The sequence below is a fragment of the Rossellomorea vietnamensis genome, from assembly GCF_008180415.1.
Lineage (GTDB): Bacteria > Bacillota > Bacilli > Bacillales > Bacillaceae_B > Rossellomorea > Rossellomorea vietnamensis_C.
Genome location: NZ_VTEI01000007.1, coordinates 135,524 through 155,369 on the forward strand (window position 1 = coordinate 135,524; position 19,846 = coordinate 155,369).

The window sequence follows — 19,846 nt, forward strand, 5'->3', positions numbered from 1 at the left end:
ACTTTATTTATATGCTCTTCTTCTTCTCTTCATTCTTCTAGTATCTTTATCAAAAAGGCTGTAAACAACAGGAATGACATAAAGTGTCAACAAGGTGGAGCTGACCAGCCCGCCTATGACCGTGATGCCCATAGGCTGATTGATTTCTGTTCCCTGGCCGATTCCCAGTGCCAGTGGAACCAATCCAAGAATGGTTGTCAAAGCGGTCATCAAGATTGGCCGTGCCCTGTCTTTTACTGCTTCAACAATGGATTCATAACTGTCTATTCCACTTTCTTTCTTCTGATTAATATAATCCACGATTACTATCGCATTATTTACAACAATACCAGCAAGAACAATGACACCTATGACAGCCGAAATACTGATAGGTGTCCTCGTAATTGACAGCGCCAGCGCTACTCCAATGACCATCAAAGGAACTGTGAACATAATGACGAATGGATACTTAAATGACTCAAATTGTGCTGCCATCACAATATACACGAGAATGATGGCAAGACCGATAGCAAGTATCATATCATCTATTGAGTCTTCAAGCAGCTCCCTGTCCCCTGAAAATACTACCTGGGTCTCTTGGGAAAGATCAAGAGAGGCAATTTCCTCATCAACAATCTCAGAAATGGATCCAAGGTTTGTCTCAGAAGAATACTTCAAAGTGAATTGCACAGAACCTTGCTGGTCAATTCTTTGAATGCTGACAGGTCCATCTTCTATACTGAAATCCACAACTTCATCAAGCGCAATATATTCTCCTTGCGCATTTTTCAACTGCAATTTTTTTAAGCTGTCGAGATTCTCAGTGATTTCCCTGTCATATCGTACAAATATCGTAAAGACATCATCATTCTCAGCAACGATTTGTGCTGCAGGTACCCCGCGGGTTATATCGTTAACTGTCTGTGCTATTCCAGCCGGCGTCAAGCCCTCTTCTAAAGCAGCTTCACGATTTACTTTCATCTGGACTTCCTGGATCAATTCATTTTGATCTGTCTCCACATCTGTTACGTATTGAGCAGATTGAAGTCCTTTTTCAATTTTCCCAACAGCCTCCTCGAGTCTTGCGCTGTCAGTGTCTCTCACATTAAAAGTCAGCGTCTGGGGACTCTGCCCTGATGTCGATTGCAAATTAAACCCGATACTCGCTGATTCATTCTGGGAGAGGGCAGCTGCCTCCAACCTCGGCTTTAAATCATCCACAAGTTTAAAGACGGAAATGTCCCGCTCTTCAAGAGGCTTCAACTTCACATAAACTTCAGCAATATTCCTGTTTGACTGCCCCCTGAATGATTGTTCCTGGTTAGTACCAGTCAGTGAAACGTAAACATCAATTGCTTCTTCCTTCTCTAATTCATCCTCTATTGCTTCTACGACGCTATTCGTCTCTTCTAAAGAAGATCCATTTTCAAGCTTAACATTCATATTGAAAAAACCTTCGTCGGTCGGCGGGAGGAATTGAGTGCCGACTGTCGTAAGACCGAAAGCACCGCCTGCCAGGAAAACCGTTGTAATCAACAGAACTGCCCATCTGTGCTTCAGCGACCAATGAATGCTCCTCTCGAAAGAATTCATCGATTTAGAACGCCTTCTAATGGCCTCATGGTTTCCTTTTGGTGTTTTCAGCATTCTGCTTGCGAGCATCGGGATGACCGTCAAGGCGACCACCAGCGAAGCGAACAAACTAAATGAAATCGTCAGTGCAAATTCTGTAAAAAGTTGTCCAATCAGCCCTGATATAAATACAACAGGAAGGAAAACAGCAACTGTTGTCAATGTTGAAGCGGTAATTGCTGCAGCTACCTCCTTGGCACCGTCCCTTGCTGCCTGTTTGGAGTCTTTTCCCATAGAAAGGTGGCGGTAAATATTTTCAATAACCACAATTGCATTATCCACAAGCATACCTATCCCCAATGCAAGTGCTCCAAGGGTCATGATATTCAAAGCAAAATCAGCAAAGTACATGAGTACAAAAGTGACAATAACGGAATATGGAATGGCCACCCCGATGATCAGCGGGCTCTTGATATTTTTCAGGAACAAAAATAACACCAGCATAGCAAATGCTCCCCCAAGGATTAACGAAGTAGCAATATTTCCTATTGCATCTTTGATATAATCCCCTTGGTCAAAAAGGATATCAGCCTCTATGTTTTGATAGCGTTCCTGATCCAGCAGCTGATTGAGCTTCTCCTGGAAAGCAGTAGAAACGTCCGCGGTGTTGGCATCAGATTCCTGGAGGACACTAAGAAGAACAGCATCCTGTCTGTCAGCTCTCGTAATCGTGTTGCTTTCCTGCGCCCTTTGTTCTACATTCGCTACATCCTCCAGGGCAATATTATCGCCAGTTTGTGGATTCTTTCCGATCACTAATCCGGCAATTGCTTCTGCATCTTTTAACTGGCTCACAACCCGCGTCGTCAGTGTTTTATCTCCAGTTGTAATGGTATCCCCCGGCATCGTGATATTGTTGGCTCTTATACTATTGACGATATCGCTCTGGGTAAGCCCAAAGCTTTTCAGCTCTTCCTGATCAAGGTCGATGGCTATCTCCTGCTCATTGACACCAGATACATTGACACTTGCCACACCTTCAGCTTTAGTCAATTCCAGCTCTAAATCACGGGCAAGATCCTGCAGGTTTTCCTCATTTCCGGTTTCTTTTATCGAAACCTGAATAATTGGAAACTGAGAAGGATCAAATTTCAAAAAACGCGGATCCTGGGCATCCTCGGGGAGAGGGGCACTGTTCAATCTTTGAAGGACTTCATCTTGTAAGTCGTCTATAGAGGTGGTCCACGAAAACTCAAGCAGGATAAAGTTGGAGCCTTCCCTTGAGGTGGATTGGATACTCTTGATTCCCGGCAAGGTTGCCAAGGTATCTTCCAACGGCTTTGTCACTTTTTCCACAACCTCGGTCGGACTGGCTCCTTCATATGTAGTTACCACAACACCGACCGGCGGATTGATATCCGGTATCAGCTTAAGGGGAATCCTCAGCAGTGAGACTCCTCCCAAAATCAGTATCAAAAACATTGTAACTATAGTAAAAACAGGTCTTCTTATCGAAAAATCGCTTAATTTCATCCATTTTCTCCTTCCCTGACAAACCGGCAGCTCCATCCATAAACGCAGCTGACTTCTTTGGTTACACTTACTATAATTCTTGTCCCATTGAGTATCAACATTTAAGCTTTTCAAGTGTTCCAAGCCTGATTAGTATCGGAAAAATTTTAGAAAAAGATACCAGCCGCCCTCAAGCATGATTTTGGGAACGCCGGATTGGTTAGGGCTGCTTGTTGGCCAGAATTACTCCGGAAAGAGAACGGAAAGAGACCCCCGAGGGATACTATAACTATTGACTGGCGTGCACATGCCATTTAATCTCTAATTTAATGCAGCGTGGTAATAGAAAAGCTCTGGACTGGAATTACACTGACAAGATGAACCCCAATGGATACTATTACTGATGATGGACGTGTCTACGCCATTAAAGGAACACTGTTCTCGGATTACCCGAAATTTAATGAAGCGCCGTTCAAAAAAGGTCAAAAAAAAGAGGCTCTAAAACTTGCCTCTTCCATAAAGAATGGTCATACCATTACAGGAACTTTTGGTTCTCTTAATGGTTTTCCAATATAGTAACCTTGTCCAAGTTCTACACCCAATGATTTACAATACTGAAGTTCTTCTTTTCTTTCAATTCCTTCTGCCAGCACACTGATCCCTAATTCTCTGGAAATGCGGGTGACATCTTCAAGGAATGACTGATTAGCTTTGTTTTGGTCACAATCCTTGATGTAAGAACGGTCAATTTTCACATAATCCGGATTCAACTTACTAAGCATGTCCAAGGTAGAGAATCCTGCCCCCACATCATCCAGTGCAACTTTCATGCCTTCTCTCCTATATACATCGAAAACCTTTTTCAAATGAGCTACATCTTTTATCTGCTCGGTTTCCACTACCTCAAAGACTAGGTCTGCAGGATCCACATCATATTTTTCTACGTAACTGAAGGTATGCTGTAGACAAAACTCTGGGTTATAAATTGTGGAAGGAAGGAAATTGATAAAGCTTTTGATACCTCTTTGAAGGTGGTCTTTCCGACATCTGATTGCTGTCTCGCGGGCCCTTTGGTCTAAAAATGAATGAAGTCCTGTTTCATCCGCTGTTTGAAACAAGGATCCCGGCGAAATTTCCTTCTCCTGGTCTCCGGACCTTAACAGAGATTCATATCCAAAAAGCTCTTCGTTCTTCAATTCAATTATAGGCTGGAAGTAACTGACCAACTTTCCATTTTGAATGAATTCCACCTCATCGCGCTTATCCATCCGCTTCTTCAAATCTGCAAACGGGATCATTCTGATATTTTGGCGTCTAGCCGAAACCCCCGCACTCCATTCTCCTTCAGAAATAGAGTTCTCCAATTCCTCCAGCATTTCCAGCAGTTCTTTATATTCCTTGAAGTTAAAATGATATGTAAATATTCCTGTCTTTTCACCAGAAAAGGAGAGATTGCCAATATTAAGCTCTGTTTCTCCCTGAACCGCCAAAAATCCTCGTTCATAGAAAGGAATCGAAATTCCGCAGTTGATGCATGTGTTTTTCATCAGCACTCTTCTCCTGTCCAGTCATTTTATAATGTACTCATACTACTTTTTACCTATTTAGTCTATCATTAATGTGCTGAATAGACATACTAACTTCCCTTGGATTTTGTGATTTTTTAAACAGCAGATGGATTTGGGTTTCTAAGCGCTCCCTTGACACCACTTCAGCGCCTTTCCAAACGCCTTTGGGCTTACCCCAAGAGTTTGGGCACCTACCTGCTCTCTTGGTGACCTTTTTCAGCTTTATCATAAGAGTTGGAGCACCTAGACACTCCCTTGGTGACCTTATTTGCGTTCAAACCAAGGATTTGGGCACCTAGACGTTCTCTTGGTGACCTTTTTCTACTTTATCATAAGAGTTGGAGCACCTAGACACTTCCTTGGTGACCTTATTTGCGTTCACCCCAAGAATTCGGGCACCTAGACGTTCTCTTGGTGCCCTTTTTCTGCTTTATCATAAGAGTTGGGGCACCTAGACACTTCCTTGGTGACCTTATTTGCGTTTACCCTAAGAATTCGGTCACCTAGACGCTCCCTTGGTGACCTTATTTGCGTTCACACCAAGAATTCGGGCACCTAGACGCTCCCTTGGCGGCCTTTTACATCCCTCCCTAAGCACTTAGGTACCTAGCACTTGTATAGAGATTAATAATTGGTCTACTAGATGGTTTATTTAGATATAGTATGAATGTTTCCCGTAGCCTTTCATATTGAAATGATAAGAAAGAGAGTTTCTAATGATTTTTTCACTATAAATACCTCCACACATTATCTGAATCCTTTGGGTCGTCACTTTTTCATCAGGAAATAACAGCTTGAATTCCTCTACTGTCCTTAAAATAGCCGGCGATTTTAGTTCGCTCCCACCGCATGACTTACAAACAAGCGATCTCCCCAAAGATGACTCATAAATTCCACCACACCCCGGACAGAGAATTCCTTTACGCAGATTCTCAAAACTATAATCAGGAAGCCGCAAATACGGAGATTCCTCAATATGATGCGAACACAATTTTTCAGCCAGTTTGAGGTCAAATTTATTCAGTTTTAGAGACCTGCTCTGAAATTTTTTCATGAATCTGTTTAACTGTGGGTGATAGATGATGTATGGGTTATCCGATGGGTTATAAAGATAAAATTCGGGGTTAATAAAAATGAGGTATGATTCCACATTACAGTGAAATCCAAGCTGCTGCGTGTACTGGCGAATAAGGGATTCAGTTCTCTTCAATTGAATCAAGGGATCTTTCTTCTCCTCTCCGGATGGGCTGATCCAATTACCATTCTTAATCTGGTAGTCTCCTTCAAAGTTTTTCACTTCAAAGTGGAAGATTGTTTTAGAGGCTATGGCGCAGGAGTCAATTTGGAATATTGAACCTTGATGTTCCAGCAGCAGATCATTCAGGAAAACCATCTCATTTACCAGAGGAATGGCCCATTCATCAAACTTCAATTCTCCCAGGTATCCTTTTTCTGAAGAAATTAAATTTTTCCTGTCTTTTTCAGAGAGTGTAGTTCTGGCATTCAGTAATCTCAGCAATCTTAGTTCATCAGACTCAACTCGTTCCTTCATTATCAAATAGCATCTCTACCTTCTTGTATATTTTATATCATCCCCCTTTTTCTTCCTATACTTTCCAACTATTTTTTTAAAAATATACTTGCCTATTACCAGCAAATGCTGCATCTAAGGCGTCTTCTTCCACAACAAAAAAACAGAGGAAAAGACCTTCTCCTCTGTTCCTAAAAGTTCGAACTTATAACAAACTGTACAGCTTGATTTCAGGATTCTTATCCTGGAACCATCTCATGGCAAAATCATTTTCAAACAAGAATACCAGGCGGTCATGCCTGTCTTTAACAAGCAGGCTTCGGGAGCTGGACATAGAATCTTTTACATCTGCTTCGTTTTCGATCCAGCGCGCAATTTTCCCACCGATATTCTCCATTATGACGTCAACATTATATTCGTTTTTCATGCGGTGTTCAAATACTTCATATTGAAGCTGTCCAACGGCACCAATGATGATGTCCTCTGTTCTCAATGTTTTGTATAACTGAATGGCCCCTTCCTGCACAAGCTGATGAATGCCTTTATGGAAGTGTTTTTGCTTCATGACATTCTTGGCTGTGACCCGCATAAACAGCTCTGGCGTAAATTGAGGGAGCTTTTCATACTGAAGCAGCTCTTTTCCTTCTACAATTGTGTCGCCGATCTGATATGTGCCTGTATCATACAGTCCGATGATATCGCCGCTGACCGCTTCATTCACCGTGCTTCGATCATCTGCCAGGAATTGTGTGGACTGCGACAACTTGATTGATTTTCCCGTTCTCGAGAGGGTCACACTCATTCCTCTTTCGAACTTGCCGGAACAAATCCTCACAAATGCGATGCGGTCTCGGTGAGCAGGATTCATATTGGCCTGGATTTTGAAAATGAATCCTGAGAATTCTTCTTTTACCGGGTCCACTGGTCCTACATCGGCTTTCCTCGGTTGAGGAGAAGGTGCAAACTGCAGATAGGTTTCCAGGAATGTCTGGACACCGAAGTTCGTCAATGCACTTCCGAAGAAGACAGGTGTCAATGTTCCATTGGCAATCTTCTCATTTGAAAAGTCGTTGCCTGCTTCATTCAAAAGCTGTACATCTTCCAAAGCCTGCTGATAAAGTCCTGATGACTTCAGCTCTTTATCTCCAATAAGTTCACCGTTTTCGTCAAGCGGAAGGAATCTTTCCTCTTCTTCTACCCTGAATTGCTCGATCCGGTTATAATGTCTGTCGTAAATACCAAGGAACTCTTTCCCCATTCCAATCGGCCAGTTCATAGGATAGGAATCGATCTCCAGTACCTCTTCTAATTCTTCCAGGATTTCAAGAGGTTCCCTTCCCTGGCGGTCAAGTTTATTAATAAAGGTAAAAATAGGAATTCCTCTCATTCGGCAGACTTTAAACAGCTTGATTGTCTGGGCTTCTATCCCCTTCGCCGAATCAATGATCATAACGGCACTGTCCACAGCCATCAGTGTACGGTATGTATCTTCACTGAAGTCCTGGTGACCAGGTGTATCCAGGATATTGACACGGTATCCATCATAATCAAAAGCCATAACGGAAGATGTGACGGAGATCCCTCTTTGCTTCTCAATCTCCATCCAGTCGGAGGTTGCAAACTTTCCTGTTTTCTTTCCTTTGACTGTCCCAGCGTCCCTGATGGCACCGCCGAATAGTAGCAGCTGCTCAGTTAAAGTGGTTTTCCCGGCATCGGGATGCGATATAATGGCAAACGTTCTTCTGGAAAGAACTTCATCCTGTAATTTATTCATGAAAATATAACCCTCTCATCTTTAAAATCTCACTCTTCATCATATTCTTTCCTGCTAAGGTTTGCAATATAAACTGAAATCAAAACTACATTTCCCTTGTCCAATGATAAATCCGGGATGCTATTTCCGAAGTTTCCTCAACTGTCAACCCGCTTGTTTCAAGCGAATCCGCCAGTTTTTCCTGCAATTTGTCTGTCTCATATGTAAAATCGATTGACCAGCTTATATCCGGAATGGCTACCATGAAGTACTCTTCTTTCTTATTCTCATATATAAATACTTTTCTCTCCTCACCGCCGGCAAAGCTTTTTCTTATTTTCATTAAAATCATCCTTTCTTTTTAAAATATCCTATATTATAGATTAATTATGTGGGTATAAATAAAGTGTGTTTATCTGCCTCTTGTTTTCACCAAAAAGATACTTCTTAAAGAGTTGCCCGCTTCCCTGCCAATCATTCCAATTCATGCTGCTGCCCTCCCAAGGTTCCTAACCATAACAAGCTGAATCTTCAGAACAAATGACGGTTTTCATAGCAGTTAGATTTATCGATTCGGATAAAAAGGGTTAAACAAAACATACTAATAAAGATTTCAATACAAAGTGCAGATATAGGGTTTACATGAAGAAAATTTTAAAGTAATCTTACTATCCTAGCAAGAATATTACATAAGAGGTGAGAGATTTGCAGTATATTTGGGGTATCTTAGGTATTTTGGTCGTCATGGCCATAGCATTTATCTTTTCGACGCATAAGCGTTCCATCAATTGGAGGACGATACTTGGCGGTCTTGCCATTCAGCTGTTCTTTGCATTCATTGTTTTGGAAACCGGCTGGGGACAAGATTTATTGCAGTGGTTTACAAGAGTAGTCAACAACATCATCAACTACTCTAATGAAGGAATCAACTTCCTGTTCGGAGGATTATTTACAGATGATTCAAATATTGCCTTTGTATTTGCGTTCAACATTTTACCTGTCGTCATTTTCTTTTCATCACTAATTTCAGTTTTGTATTATCTGAAAATCATGCAGGTGTTCATTTACATTTTGGGCGGAGGACTTTCCTGGCTTCTTGGAACAAGGAAAGCTGAATCCATGTCTGCTGCTGCCAACATTTTTGTCGGCCAGACGGAGGCTCCGTTAGTTGTGCGTCCATTTCTTCCTAAAATGACAGAATCAGAATTATTTGCCGTCATGACGGGCGGACTTGCTTCTGTAGCCGGTTCAGTCCTGATTGGTTACTCCTTGCTTGGAGTTCCTTTAGAATACTTGCTTGCCGCTAGTTTCATGGCAGCTCCTGCCGGTTTGGTCATGGCAAAGCTATTCATACCTGAAACGGATGATAAGCCTGAGCCTAAAGAGTTTGAAATGGAGACGGACTCTGAGTCCACAAACGTAATCGATGCTGCAGCAAGAGGTGCTTCTGTCGGCCTTCAGCTGGCATTGAATATTGGAGCCATGCTTCTTGCTTTCATCGCACTTGTAGCATTGATCAACGGTATTCTAGGATTTCTTGGCGGATTTTTCGGGATAGACAGCCTTTCTCTTGAATTGATTCTGGGATATGTTTTCTCTCCGCTCGCCTTCGCTATCGGAGTTCCATGGAGTGAAGCAGTTACAGCTGGAAACTTCATTGGGCAGAAGCTCGTCATCAATGAATTTGTTGCTTATTCCAACTTCGCTCCTCAAATTGAGGATCTGTCGGACAAGACTGTTGCCATCATCAGTTTTGCACTATGCGGATTTGCCAACCTTTCATCACTTGGCATCCTGCTTGGCGGACTTGGGAACCTTGCTCCAAACCGCCGAAAAGATATTGCGCGCCTCGGCTTAAAAGCCATCGCAGCTGGAGCACTTGCTTCACTGCTGAGCGCCGCAATCGCGGGAATGTTTGTCTAAATTTAACTGATTGAAACAGAAATCAGTCAAACAATGAAGTGTTAAAAAAGAATCGCAGCACATGCTGTGATTCTTTTTTTGTTTTTTTTGCTTTCTATCATGACTTTTTCTATACTGAAAGCAGGAAAAAGGAGATTTTATATGCTTAAGTTAAAGAAATTCAACATTATTGGCGGCCGGGTGATCAAGACGGCCATCGCTGTTTTTTTGACAGCTCTCATCTGCTATTGGTTTAACCTTCCAGCGGCATTTGCCGTGATAACAGCCATTGTCACAGTTGAACCGACCGCTGCGGATTCCATCAGAAAAGGTCTTGTGCGTTTTCCTGCTTCCGCAATAGGCGCTGCACTGGCCATTCTCTTTACATCCCTATTTGGTGACACCCCGGTAACTTATACTCTGGCTACCCTGTTCACCATTGTCATATGCCATAGACTGCACCTGGAAGACGGCATGCTTGTCGCGACATTGACAGCAGTTGCAATGATTCCCACTACAAATGACCATTACCTTCTCTCATTTGTATCAAGATTGGGTTCAACGAGCATCGGCCTTATCATTTCCACACTGGTCAACATCTTTGTCCTTCCTCCAAATTATTCGCCGCGGATCACTACGATGGTCCATAATTTATTCGTAAAAACAGGTAATCTTCTTGAAACAAGGGTCATCGAGCTTGTTCTTGATAAACAGACGGAAGCCAAGTCTCGTCAATCTTTTCAGGAAGTGAATAAATCAATGGATACAATCGAGAAGCTCTGCCGGTATCAGCGCAAAGAGTGGAAATACCACCGCCACAGCCGGAAGGATATGAAAATATTTCATTATGAGAATAAAAAAATGAGTATCCTGAGACAAATTCATTATCATCTCGGCAATCTCATCCTTCTCCCTCAGCACGATATTAGGTGGGATGAGGAGAAACAGAAAAAGGTCACTGCCGCTGTACAATCACTGGTCGAAATTATACAGGATCCTAAGCATTTCATATCGAAGGAACACTACCATAAATACAAGGACCTTCTGGAAGAATTCTGGGATATCCGTTCTCAATTAAAGGAAGTCAAAGAAAACGACCAGCACCAACTTTTCTCGACTGAAACTGTACTTCTTTATGAATTGCTCTCTATTCAGGATTTAACTGAAGAGCTATCACATATCCATGCCATGCAGCATAGGAATGATACTGCTCTGATACAAAACCACAGTTAAACAGCACAGCCGTATTGCCGTCACCATTTTAGTTAAAAGGCTGTGTTCACATCCAATGTGGCTTTTAGAAAAATTCCAAGAGCCGGATTTTTCCCGGATACTAAAGGTTTTCCTTCCTAATCGGGAAGAGTAACCCTTTCTTTTCATGATTACATGATTACCAGGTTATCCATGTGAATTATGGTTATTTATTTCGGAATTGCTATCAATAGCCACAAAATTTACGAAAAAAGCTCTTTAAAAAGAAACAAGAGAAAAAGCCAAGGAGCTAACTCCTTTGGCTTTTTTATGAAGGCTGTTTTCGCATTTATTGTTGCTTTCGGAAAGATCCCAACCCCCGGATTTTCCCCCGGATACTAAGAGTTTTATCTCCTATCGGGGAAGAGTGGCTCTTTTCTTTTCGATATTACCGTATTTTTTCCTTCTTGAAGTGATATTTCTTCTGAATAAGTATCAAATAGCAACAAAGTTTACGAAAAGAGCCTTTATAAATTGTATTTTTCTTTACAGCGCTGAATCGCAATTTCCTTATCACTGTGCGGATATTTTGTATTTTCAATGATTTGATAATCTTCGTGGCCTTTTCCGGCAAAGATGATAATGTCACCCGGTTCACTGACATCAATTGCATGTTTAACCGCTTCTTCGCGATCGCCGATCAAAGCAAAGTTGTTATGGAGCATCCCTTTTCCAAGGTCGTTGACGATACTGTCATAACTCTCATAGCGTGGATCATCCGTTGTCAGGATCACATAATCAGCTATGGAGGCCTTTTCAGCCATTGCCGGTCGTTTGGACTTATCTCTATTTCCTCCAGTTCCGACTAGGAAGATAATCTTATTCTCCTTGAATGGCAGAACAGATTGAATCGCATTTTCAATTGCATCTGGAGTATGTGCATAATCAATATACATGGACAGCGGTGCATCGGAAACTACCTTTTCCATACGTCCATTCACAGGCGGCAGCTCTTTGATGATCTTCACCAGCTTCTCTACTGGCATACCTTTTGCGAACAGTGTCGCCATGGCAGCAAGAAGATTATACACATTAAATTTACCAAGAAGCTTGGATTCCACTGCAAATGTCCCTTCTGGGGAATGAAGAGTAAAAGCAGTCAAATCATTATAGTAGCTGATTTTTTCAGCCTTAAAATCTGCATAAGATTCCAGACCATAGCTGATGATCTCGTGAGCTGTCATTTTAGAGTACCTTTCATACCATTCATCATCACTGTTCAGGACAGCATATTTAGGTCTGGATAAATCCTGGCCGAGCTGGGAGAAAAGCAAGCCTTTCGCATATCCATAATGCTCCATTGTCTGGTGGTAATCAAGATGATCGTGACTTAGGTTGGTAAAAGTAACCACATCAAAATCCACTCCCCAAAGCCTGCCAAGTGTGAGTCCATGTGATGAAACTTCAAGCACCATATTCTCAATATCCCTGTCCAAAGCCTTCTGGATCATTTCTTGATTGGTCATGACGTCACAAGTCGTGTTCTCACTTGGGAACAGCTCACCATTCAGGTCAAATCCAATGGTTCCTGAAAGGGCTGAGCTCTGGCCGTCTTTTCTCAAAATGGAATGAATCAAGTTTGTCACAGATGTTTTTCCATTCGTCCCTGTCACACCAAAAACATTCATTTTCATGGAAGGATAGTCATAGTATTTATTAACAAGCTGTCCCATCGCTTTAAATGTGTCCTTCACAACTACCAGCGCTGCTTTTTCCAGATTGATATCAAGCTGCTTCTCAGCAACAATCAATACAGCACCCTTTTCAACGGCATCGAGAGCATAATCATGTCCGTCCACTGTAAAGCCTCTAGTACAAATAAAAATATCGCCAGACTGGACCTTGCGTGAATCAACATGCAAATTAGATATATTTGAAGGAAGCTCCCCATAAATCGTCTTCACTTTTAAAGTTGATAATAATTCATATGTATTCATTTCTACTAACCTCACAATGTGTTGAAATCAATTACCTTCTATTGTATATTACCACCGGGAAATTGAGAAGAAAAAGAGCACTCTTTCCTAGAGGCATTTTCAGCCATTATAGTACTTGCTAAAAGAAGAGGCACTCCTGCCTTTCCTTCCATCGGTTTCTTCCGCAAAATAAAGGGATGAAAGAATCGCTTCTTCAACTGCTTCAGAGGCTCCCTGAAAAATCTTATTCATTACTGGGTGATCTTCCCTGATCATTTTCACTGTATCAAAAAGCCCGTCTTGCCGATGTTTTACTTTGTTCTCAGTAGTAAAAGCAATGACAATATCCCCGCTTCCATGATGGATAGTGCTTCCTGATCTGGAGAGCCCTACAACAGCTCTTTTGGCCAATCTTTTTAACTGTCTGTCTGACATAGGGATATCAACAGCAAGAATAATCATAATGGATCCGTCGGGAAGCTTTTCCAGACTTGGAATAAGAGGTTCATTCAGAAACTTAATTTCTTCTCTTCTTCCAAAATTGGTTTGTACAAGGCTTGCTACAGTAAAAGTCTCTCCCTCTGCTTCAATAACTCTTGAAGAGGTTCCGATTCCCCCTTTAAAACCTAAACAAAGCGTTCCTGCCCCCGCACCTATTGCACCATTTTCAGAAGGAGCTGTACTTGCAGCTTCAATGGCTTGCACTGCATGAGCTGGCTGCACGGCCTGAAGCCTTACTGAATTAAGATAGCTGTCATTACATTCACCAACGACAATATTAACAGATCCCGCACTTTCCCCAATTTCAGAAGTTTGATCCAGCATATATTGCAGGGTGCCCTGCCATACACTTCCTACTGAAAATGTATTCGTCAGCATGATTGGCGATTCGATCAGCCCCAGTTCATCGGTTTGGATGAGGCCGGTTGTTTTACCAAATCCATTAATCACATAGCTTGCGCTGCGGACTTTTTCGCAAAATAAATTTCTTCCATGCGGAAGGATGGATGTCACGCCTGTTTGTATTTTTTCTCCGTCTTCATAAGCCTTTACTAAAGTAACATGCCCTACTCTCACATCATGGACATCAGTAATGCAATTATTTTTGCCTTTCGGTAAATCACCTATAGAAAACAGATTATTCATGCTGCCACCCCTTTATGCCTTTACGGTATATTTCCATCTTCTTACTATTTTCTACATAAACCCCTTTTTTCCTTCATTTAGTTCTAATAAGAAGATCTCTGCCAATACTGGCAGAGATCACTTCAGATTGAAATATTTTATTTCATTCACTAGTTAAAAGATCCATCAGGACCCACTGTTGCGGTTTCCGCCTTTTCTTCCGATGTCTTGATAGAATTCTTTGTCGTGGCTGCTGCTTGTTGCTTCGCCGCCTTTTTCGCCGATGTCCTGATAGAATTCTTTGTCATGGCTTCGGCTTGTTGCTTCGCCGCCTTTTTCGCCGATATCTTGATAGAATTCTTTATCATGATTGCGGCTTGTTGCATTACCGCCCATTCGTCCAGCTTCCTCGCGTGACATCTTGCCGTTGTTGTTAGAGTTATTGTTGTTTGCCATTTTCTAAACACTCTCCTTTTAAAAAGTTTAGTATTTAGCTTTAAGAAGCTTACATTAATGTATTATCCTTCTCAAACAGATATAAACAAAATATGTCGAAAAACCACTAATTTCAAAGTATTACCAGTTCAGTGACAGTCACGCCCCGGAATTTATCGATTCAGACGCCGGAGAACATGTGGAATTAAATAAGAGGAAGCCCTCATTAGCGGGCTCCCTCCATAATTTTCGTGACTCAATTTATCATTCTGCCATTGAAGACTGAACATAGTGATAGAGCAGTTTCTCTGTATGGTATAAAGACGATTCATGTGTCCGTTCATAAGCATGCGATGAATCAATACCCGCACCGATTAGTCCATGGACAATATCATGGCCCGCGCGGATTGCGGCAGAGGCATCCGATCCGTAATAAGGATAGATATCTACCTTGTATTCGATCTCATTTTGTTTAGCAAGGTTGACCAGATGCTGCCTTAATCCCAAATGATATGGACCGCTTGAGTCTTTTGCACAAATGGAAACGGTATATTCATCAGAAGACTGTCCATCTCCAAGTGCCCCCATATCCACTGCTAGATATTCAACCGTCTCAGGTGTAATATTCGAGTTTCCTCCATAGCCAATCTCTTCGTTGTTGGAGATAAGGAAGTGGGTGGTATAAGGCAAGGTGATGTTGTCTTCTTTCACTTTCTTGATTAATTGAAGAAGCATCCCTACACTTGCTTTATCATCGAGGTGCCTGGATTTGATATAGCCGCTCTCTGTAATTTCAGCACGGGGATCGAAGGAAATAAAGTCCCCTACTTCAATGCCCAGTTCTCTTACTTCTACTGCATTTGAAACTTTTTCATCAATGCGGACTTCAATATTCACATCGTCCCGCTTGGCATCTCCTGCATCTTTATAAACATGCACAGAGGTCTGGTGCATGAGGATAGTTCCGGAGAATGTTTTGCCGGATGAAGTTTCAATCGTGCAGTATTCTCCCTCCACTGCATTCCAGCGGAAACCTCCGATCATGGACAACTTTAAGCGGCCGTCAGCTTTTATATCTTTTACCATTGCCCCCAGTGTATCAACATGAGCAGTCAGCATCCGGTGCCTGCTGTCATCCTCTCCTGGAATGGTGAGGATCAACCCGCCCTTTCTGTTTCTGTACATATCATAGCCTGTTTCTTTTAAGTAGTCCTCGACAAAAGAAATAATTGTATTTGTATTTCCTGAAGGACTTGGAATGGATACAAGCTGTTTAATGAGTTCCATCGTATTTTTTGTGTTCGGATATGTAGTCATATTTTTCAATCTCCTTTCCCCATTTGTTTCATTATAGCTTAAATGCAGTCCTGCATAAATCTCTAAGCCTTCTTACAGCATTACAGCACTCTGGTTCGCCAGGTAATTAATTCAATCTTTTAAAGGAGTTCCAAGGTTTTAATCGAAAGTTGTTAATAAAGGAACACCAAACTTAATATTTTTCAAAATCAGGAGGGTACAACATGGGAGATAAAAAAAATAAAGATATTTTTGGTAAGGATATACATACAGACTTTCTTGAAAAAATGACCTACGGGGATTATCTGCAATTGGATTCCCTGCTGTCCAGTCAAAAAAGGCTGTCTGGACATCACGATGAAATGTTATTCATCATCATTCACCAGGTGAGTGAATTGTGGATGAAGCTTATTTTGCATGAGCTAGATGCAAGTATCGATTCTATTCAAAAAGGCGAACTGTCACCGGCCTTTAAAATGCTGTCGAGAGTATCTAAAATACAATCTCAAATCATCCAGGCGTGGGACGTACTGTCCACTTTGACCCCTGCTGAATATATGGAGTTCCGCGAAAAGCTGGGGCAAGCTTCAGGATTTCAGTCATATCAATACCGCATAATCGAATTCATGCTGGGTTACAAAACCAAACATGTGCTGGAAATCTATAAAAAAGATCCTAAACTGCATAAAGATCTCCTTGATGCATACCAGAAGCCCGGCATTTATGATGCATCCATCAATGCTTTATCGCGGGCCGGCCTCGAAATTCCAGATGAAGTTCTGAATAGGAATTACACTGCTCCCTATTGTGCTCATCCTTCCGTTGAGGATGCATGGGTTACAGTTTATAAAAATGTTGATGAATACTGGGACCTTTACGAATTGGCTGAGAAACTGATAGATATTGAAGACTGGCTTCAGCAGTGGCGTTTCCGCCATATGAAAACAGTCGAAAGAATCATTGGGCATAAGATGGGTACAGGAGGGTCTTCAGGAGTAGGCTATCTAAAGAAGGTATTGGATCATCGTTTTTTCCCTGAACTTTGGGATGTCAGGACGAAATTATAAACCAAAAGCGCAAGCGGCCCGTTCAGCCCCGACAGGCAAATTTTCCAAAGAGAAAAAAAGGCGCTCTTTCCTTTTATTCTCTTTGGGTTATTTGACCTCGAGGGGCTGGCCGCTGAAGCTGGACGCATCAAAAGCGTAAGCGGCCCGTTCAGCCCCGACAGGCAAATGTTCCAAAGAAAAAAAGGCGCTCTTTCCTTTTATTCTCTTTGGGTTATTTGACCCCGAGGGGCTGGCCGCTGAAGCTGGACGCATCAAAAGCGCAAGCGGCCCGTTCAGCCCCGACAGGCAAATGTTCCAAAGAAAAAAAGGCGCTCTTTCCTTTTATTCTCTTTGGGTTATTTGACCCCGAGGGGCTGGCCGCTTAAGCTGGACGCATCAAAAGCGTAAGCGGACTGTTCAGCCCAGACGAGCTAATGTTTCATAAGAAAATAAAAGGGATTTTCCTTCTTAGGGTTATTTGACACTAGGGGCTAAAGCTGGATGAGAATAACATAGTTACAGCTAACCCTGGCTTATTATTATTGTTTCCTTAACAATAATAAACGCTGCTTCATAAGAAGCAGCGCTTTTTTGTATGATCTGAGAGGGATTCGAACCCCCGACCCCATCCCTGTCAAGGATGTATTCTCCCGCTGAACTATCAGATCAAGAAGTTAATGTATTTAAGCTACATATTCTATTATATGAAAAATTCATAGCTTGTCAATAACACAGGACACTTTTTTTAAAAAAAGTTATTTTCTCTTATATTGCTGCTTTCGGAAAAATCCCAAGAGTCGGATTTTTCCCCGGATACCAAGGATTTCTTTCTAATCAGTGATAACAGCTCTTTTCTTTTCATGTTGACTAGGTTATTCCGGTGAATTAAGGCTGTTTCTTTCGAGAATTAATATCAAATAGCGACAAAGTTTACGAAAAGAGCCTTTAAAAAAACAAGTATACAAGAACGAAGGTTCGCGTATACTGCTTTATTTCAGAAAACAGTTCCGGACATTTAACAGAGAAAATATTTTAGCCGCCCTTCCTGCTCGCAGCTGTTCCTCCAATTGAATCATCTCGTCATAAACTCCATACTGCTGACCGCATGTGCACCGCAATCACAGAGATCTCTTATACTGTTTGATAGAGAGTTCAGGACAGTGTTCTAAAGATAAAAAATCCCGCTATCCATTAGCGGGATGACTTCTACCCGATGATCTCTTCCGCATCATGGGCTTTAATTTCCTCATCTGTAAACTGTTCTTCAATGTCACGCAGACGGTGGGCGATCCTTGATGCTGCGTTGGCTGCAATACTTGCGACCATATCATCGAGGAAGGTATGCACACCGTTTCCATTTTTCGTATCCAGCTTCCGTATGACACCAATCTTATTTTTATCAAGGTGCCCAAATGTAGTTACGGCTATGCTTCCATATCCCAATGAAGCACCAAGGGCAATGGTTTCATCAACCCCAAACAGGCCTTCATCCGATTCCACGATGGAATGAAGCGGTTCTGAAAGCTGCTTATTTTCTGCAAGAACATCAAGTTCGATTCCGACGAGGATCGCATGCTGGATCTCCCTCTTAAGCAGGACTTTTTCAACACTTGCGGTGCAGTCTTCCATTTCCAGTTCTGGATGGTAAGGGTACTGCATCTGGTAGACGATTTCTGCTATATCTTGTATCGATACACCTCGTTCTTCCAGCTTTTGTCTGGCTGCATATGTAACATCTTTAGAATGTACAATTTTTGACATTGTTTCTCCTCCTAAGTCTGCGAATCTCTTTTTTCATATTATACTGACAATGAGCCCATTATTAAACTATCTGTCTCTTTTCTTTTCTCCAGCTGAGGGGTTTTGAAACCTGTCCGCTCGAATACTTTCAATTGTGAGCGGTTGCAGGGATTTTGGAAAAAGAGTATGGTACAATCTTTTTTGGAAGGCTTATTAGCCGCAATTGAAATTTGGACAATTTAATCATTGGAGGTATAAAAATGACTTCTTCTAGAGGAACAATCAACGAAATCAGCCTCTTCAGCAAGGAATTGAATGAAGAAATTAATATGCTTGTCTATTTGCCCCCCTCTTATTCACCACTCTATAAGCACGCCTTATTAATTTGTCAGGATGGCAAGGATTACTTTCAGCTTGGCAGACTTCCGCGGCTGGCTGATGAATTAATCGGTGATCAGGAAGTTGAAAATATGATCATTGTCGGAATCCCTTATAAGGATGTTCAGGACCGGAGAAGAAAATATCATCCTGAAGGCGAGCAGAATGCTGCTTATATCCGCTTCCTCGCTCACGAACTTGTGCCTTTCCTGGACGATCAATACCCGGTTTACCATATGGGGATGGGAAGAGCGTTAATGGGAAGTTCTTTAGGCGCCTCTGTATCTTTGATGACAGCCTTGAAGTACCCTAATACGTTCGGCAAGGTACTCATGCAGTCTCCTTTTGTCAATGACAGGGTTCTTGAAGCAGTGAAACGGAATGGCCAGCCTCACCTGCTGAACCTTTACCATATTATCGGCAAAGGGGAAACCGAGGTGAAAACGACTAATGGGCAAACTGCTGATTTTCTCACACCGAATAGAGAGCTTCACGGAGTGTTTGAAAAAGAAAGGTTTTCTTCTTTCTATGAGGAATTCGAGGGCGGCCATACATGGAAATATTGGCAGCCTGACTTGAAGCGCGCATTGAGGCATATGTTCTCATAGGAACTCTTGAATTTGGCATAATAGTAGGTATCTCTTATTTTGGCTCATTCGGGAGAAACCCGAGGGTTTCTCCCGCTTTTCAGCATAGCTGAAAAGCCGCAAGTGTGAGAAGCAGCCCGATAGCAAATGAATTTGCTTCGGGCTGCTTCTCACACTCGCGGAATGAACCAAAATCATGGGTATCCATTAAAAGCATCTCATCTTTTTTTGTGCTATAATAACTGATATATTTAA

13 protein-coding genes, 1 tRNA gene and 1 pseudogene are annotated in these 19,846 nt (G+C 42.0%); 4 read left to right on the top strand and 11 right to left on the bottom strand.

Annotated elements, in window-relative coordinates; genetic code table 11:
* Window positions 1-3 precede the first annotated feature (3 nt).
* The 5 genes from FZC78_RS14395 to FZC78_RS14415 all read right to left on the bottom strand — a co-directional run bounded on the left by FZC78_RS14395 (window position 4) and on the right by FZC78_RS14415 (window position 8,258).
* On the bottom strand, window positions 4-3,084 hold the full coding sequence (locus FZC78_RS14395; RefSeq protein ID WP_148940571.1) for an efflux RND transporter permease subunit: 3,081 nt from the start codon (window positions 3,082-3,084) through the stop codon (window positions 4-6).
* 506 nt (window positions 3,085-3,590) lie between these two features.
* Window positions 3,591-4,610, bottom strand: coding sequence for an EAL domain-containing protein (locus FZC78_RS14400; RefSeq protein WP_148940573.1), 1,020 nt, complete (start codon window positions 4,608-4,610; stop codon window positions 3,591-3,593).
* A gap of 673 nt (window positions 4,611-5,283) precedes the next feature.
* Window positions 5,284-6,183 (bottom strand): nuclease-related domain-containing protein, encoded by a 900-nt coding sequence (locus FZC78_RS14405; protein ID WP_148940575.1) that lies wholly within the window; start codon window positions 6,181-6,183, stop codon window positions 5,284-5,286.
* 184 nt (window positions 6,184-6,367) lie between these two features.
* Complete coding sequence (locus tag FZC78_RS14410; RefSeq protein ID WP_148940577.1) at window positions 6,368-7,936, bottom strand: peptide chain release factor 3; 1,569 nt, start codon at window positions 7,934-7,936, stop codon at window positions 6,368-6,370.
* Window positions 7,937-8,021: 85 nt separating this feature from the next.
* The gene (locus tag FZC78_RS14415) at window positions 8,022-8,258 is read right to left on the bottom strand and encodes a YueH family protein (RefSeq protein ID WP_148940579.1); all 237 of its coding nucleotides are present in this window, start codon (window positions 8,256-8,258) and stop codon (window positions 8,022-8,024) included.
* A gap of 362 nt (window positions 8,259-8,620) precedes the next feature.
* Here FZC78_RS14415 and FZC78_RS14420 point away from each other — a divergent pair, with 362 nt between their 5' ends.
* Together FZC78_RS14420 and FZC78_RS14425 are read left to right on the top strand one after the other, a co-directional pair.
* Complete coding sequence (locus FZC78_RS14420) at window positions 8,621-9,838, top strand: NupC/NupG family nucleoside CNT transporter (RefSeq protein WP_148940580.1); 1,218 nt, start codon at window positions 8,621-8,623, stop codon at window positions 9,836-9,838.
* A gap of 141 nt (window positions 9,839-9,979) precedes the next feature.
* Window positions 9,980-11,050 carry an aromatic acid exporter family protein gene (locus tag FZC78_RS14425; RefSeq protein ID WP_187444943.1) on the top strand — a complete coding sequence of 357 codons (1,071 nt, stop codon included), beginning with the start codon at window positions 9,980-9,982 and terminating at the stop codon, window positions 11,048-11,050.
* 485 nt (window positions 11,051-11,535) lie between these two features.
* Here FZC78_RS14425 and FZC78_RS14430 read toward each other — a convergent pair whose 3' ends face one another.
* The 4 genes and pseudogenes from FZC78_RS14430 to FZC78_RS14445 form a co-directional block, all read right to left on the bottom strand.
* Window positions 11,536-13,005, bottom strand: a complete 1,470-nt coding sequence (locus FZC78_RS14430; protein ID WP_148940584.1) for a UDP-N-acetylmuramoyl-L-alanyl-D-glutamate--2,6-diaminopimelate ligase — start codon at window positions 13,003-13,005, stop codon at window positions 11,536-11,538.
* Between the two features lie 99 nt (window positions 13,006-13,104).
* Complete coding sequence (locus FZC78_RS14435; RefSeq protein ID WP_148940585.1) at window positions 13,105-14,130, bottom strand: P1 family peptidase; 1,026 nt, start codon at window positions 14,128-14,130, stop codon at window positions 13,105-13,107.
* Between the two features lie 174 nt (window positions 14,131-14,304).
* Window positions 14,305-14,565: pseudogene (locus FZC78_RS14440) on the bottom strand (KGG domain-containing protein); the annotation flags it as partial.
* Window positions 14,566-14,808: 243 nt separating this feature from the next.
* Complete coding sequence (locus FZC78_RS14445) at window positions 14,809-15,861, bottom strand: M42 family metallopeptidase (RefSeq protein ID WP_148940589.1); 1,053 nt, start codon at window positions 15,859-15,861, stop codon at window positions 14,809-14,811.
* 203 nt (window positions 15,862-16,064) lie between these two features.
* Here FZC78_RS14445 and kynA point away from each other — a divergent pair, with 203 nt between their 5' ends.
* The gene (gene kynA, locus FZC78_RS14450; RefSeq protein WP_148940591.1) at window positions 16,065-16,907 is read left to right on the top strand and encodes a tryptophan 2,3-dioxygenase; all 843 of its coding nucleotides are present in this window, start codon (window positions 16,065-16,067) and stop codon (window positions 16,905-16,907) included.
* A gap of 575 nt (window positions 16,908-17,482) precedes the next feature.
* Here kynA and FZC78_RS14460 read toward each other — a convergent pair.
* Together FZC78_RS14460 and FZC78_RS14465 are read right to left on the bottom strand one after the other, a co-directional pair.
* Window positions 17,483-17,554: transfer RNA gene (locus FZC78_RS14460), tRNA-Val, on the bottom strand.
* A 538-nt stretch (window positions 17,555-18,092) separates the two neighbouring features.
* The gene (locus tag FZC78_RS14465; RefSeq protein WP_148940593.1) at window positions 18,093-18,647 is read right to left on the bottom strand and encodes a phosphatidylglycerophosphatase A family protein; all 555 of its coding nucleotides are present in this window, start codon (window positions 18,645-18,647) and stop codon (window positions 18,093-18,095) included.
* 239 nt (window positions 18,648-18,886) lie between these two features.
* On the opposite strand from FZC78_RS14465, the gene FZC78_RS14470 reads away from it, so the two are divergent.
* Entirely contained in the window at window positions 18,887-19,612 is a 726-nt protein-coding gene (locus tag FZC78_RS14470; RefSeq protein ID WP_148940595.1) for an alpha/beta hydrolase, read from the top strand.
* The last annotated feature ends 234 nt before the right edge of the window (window positions 19,613-19,846 follow it).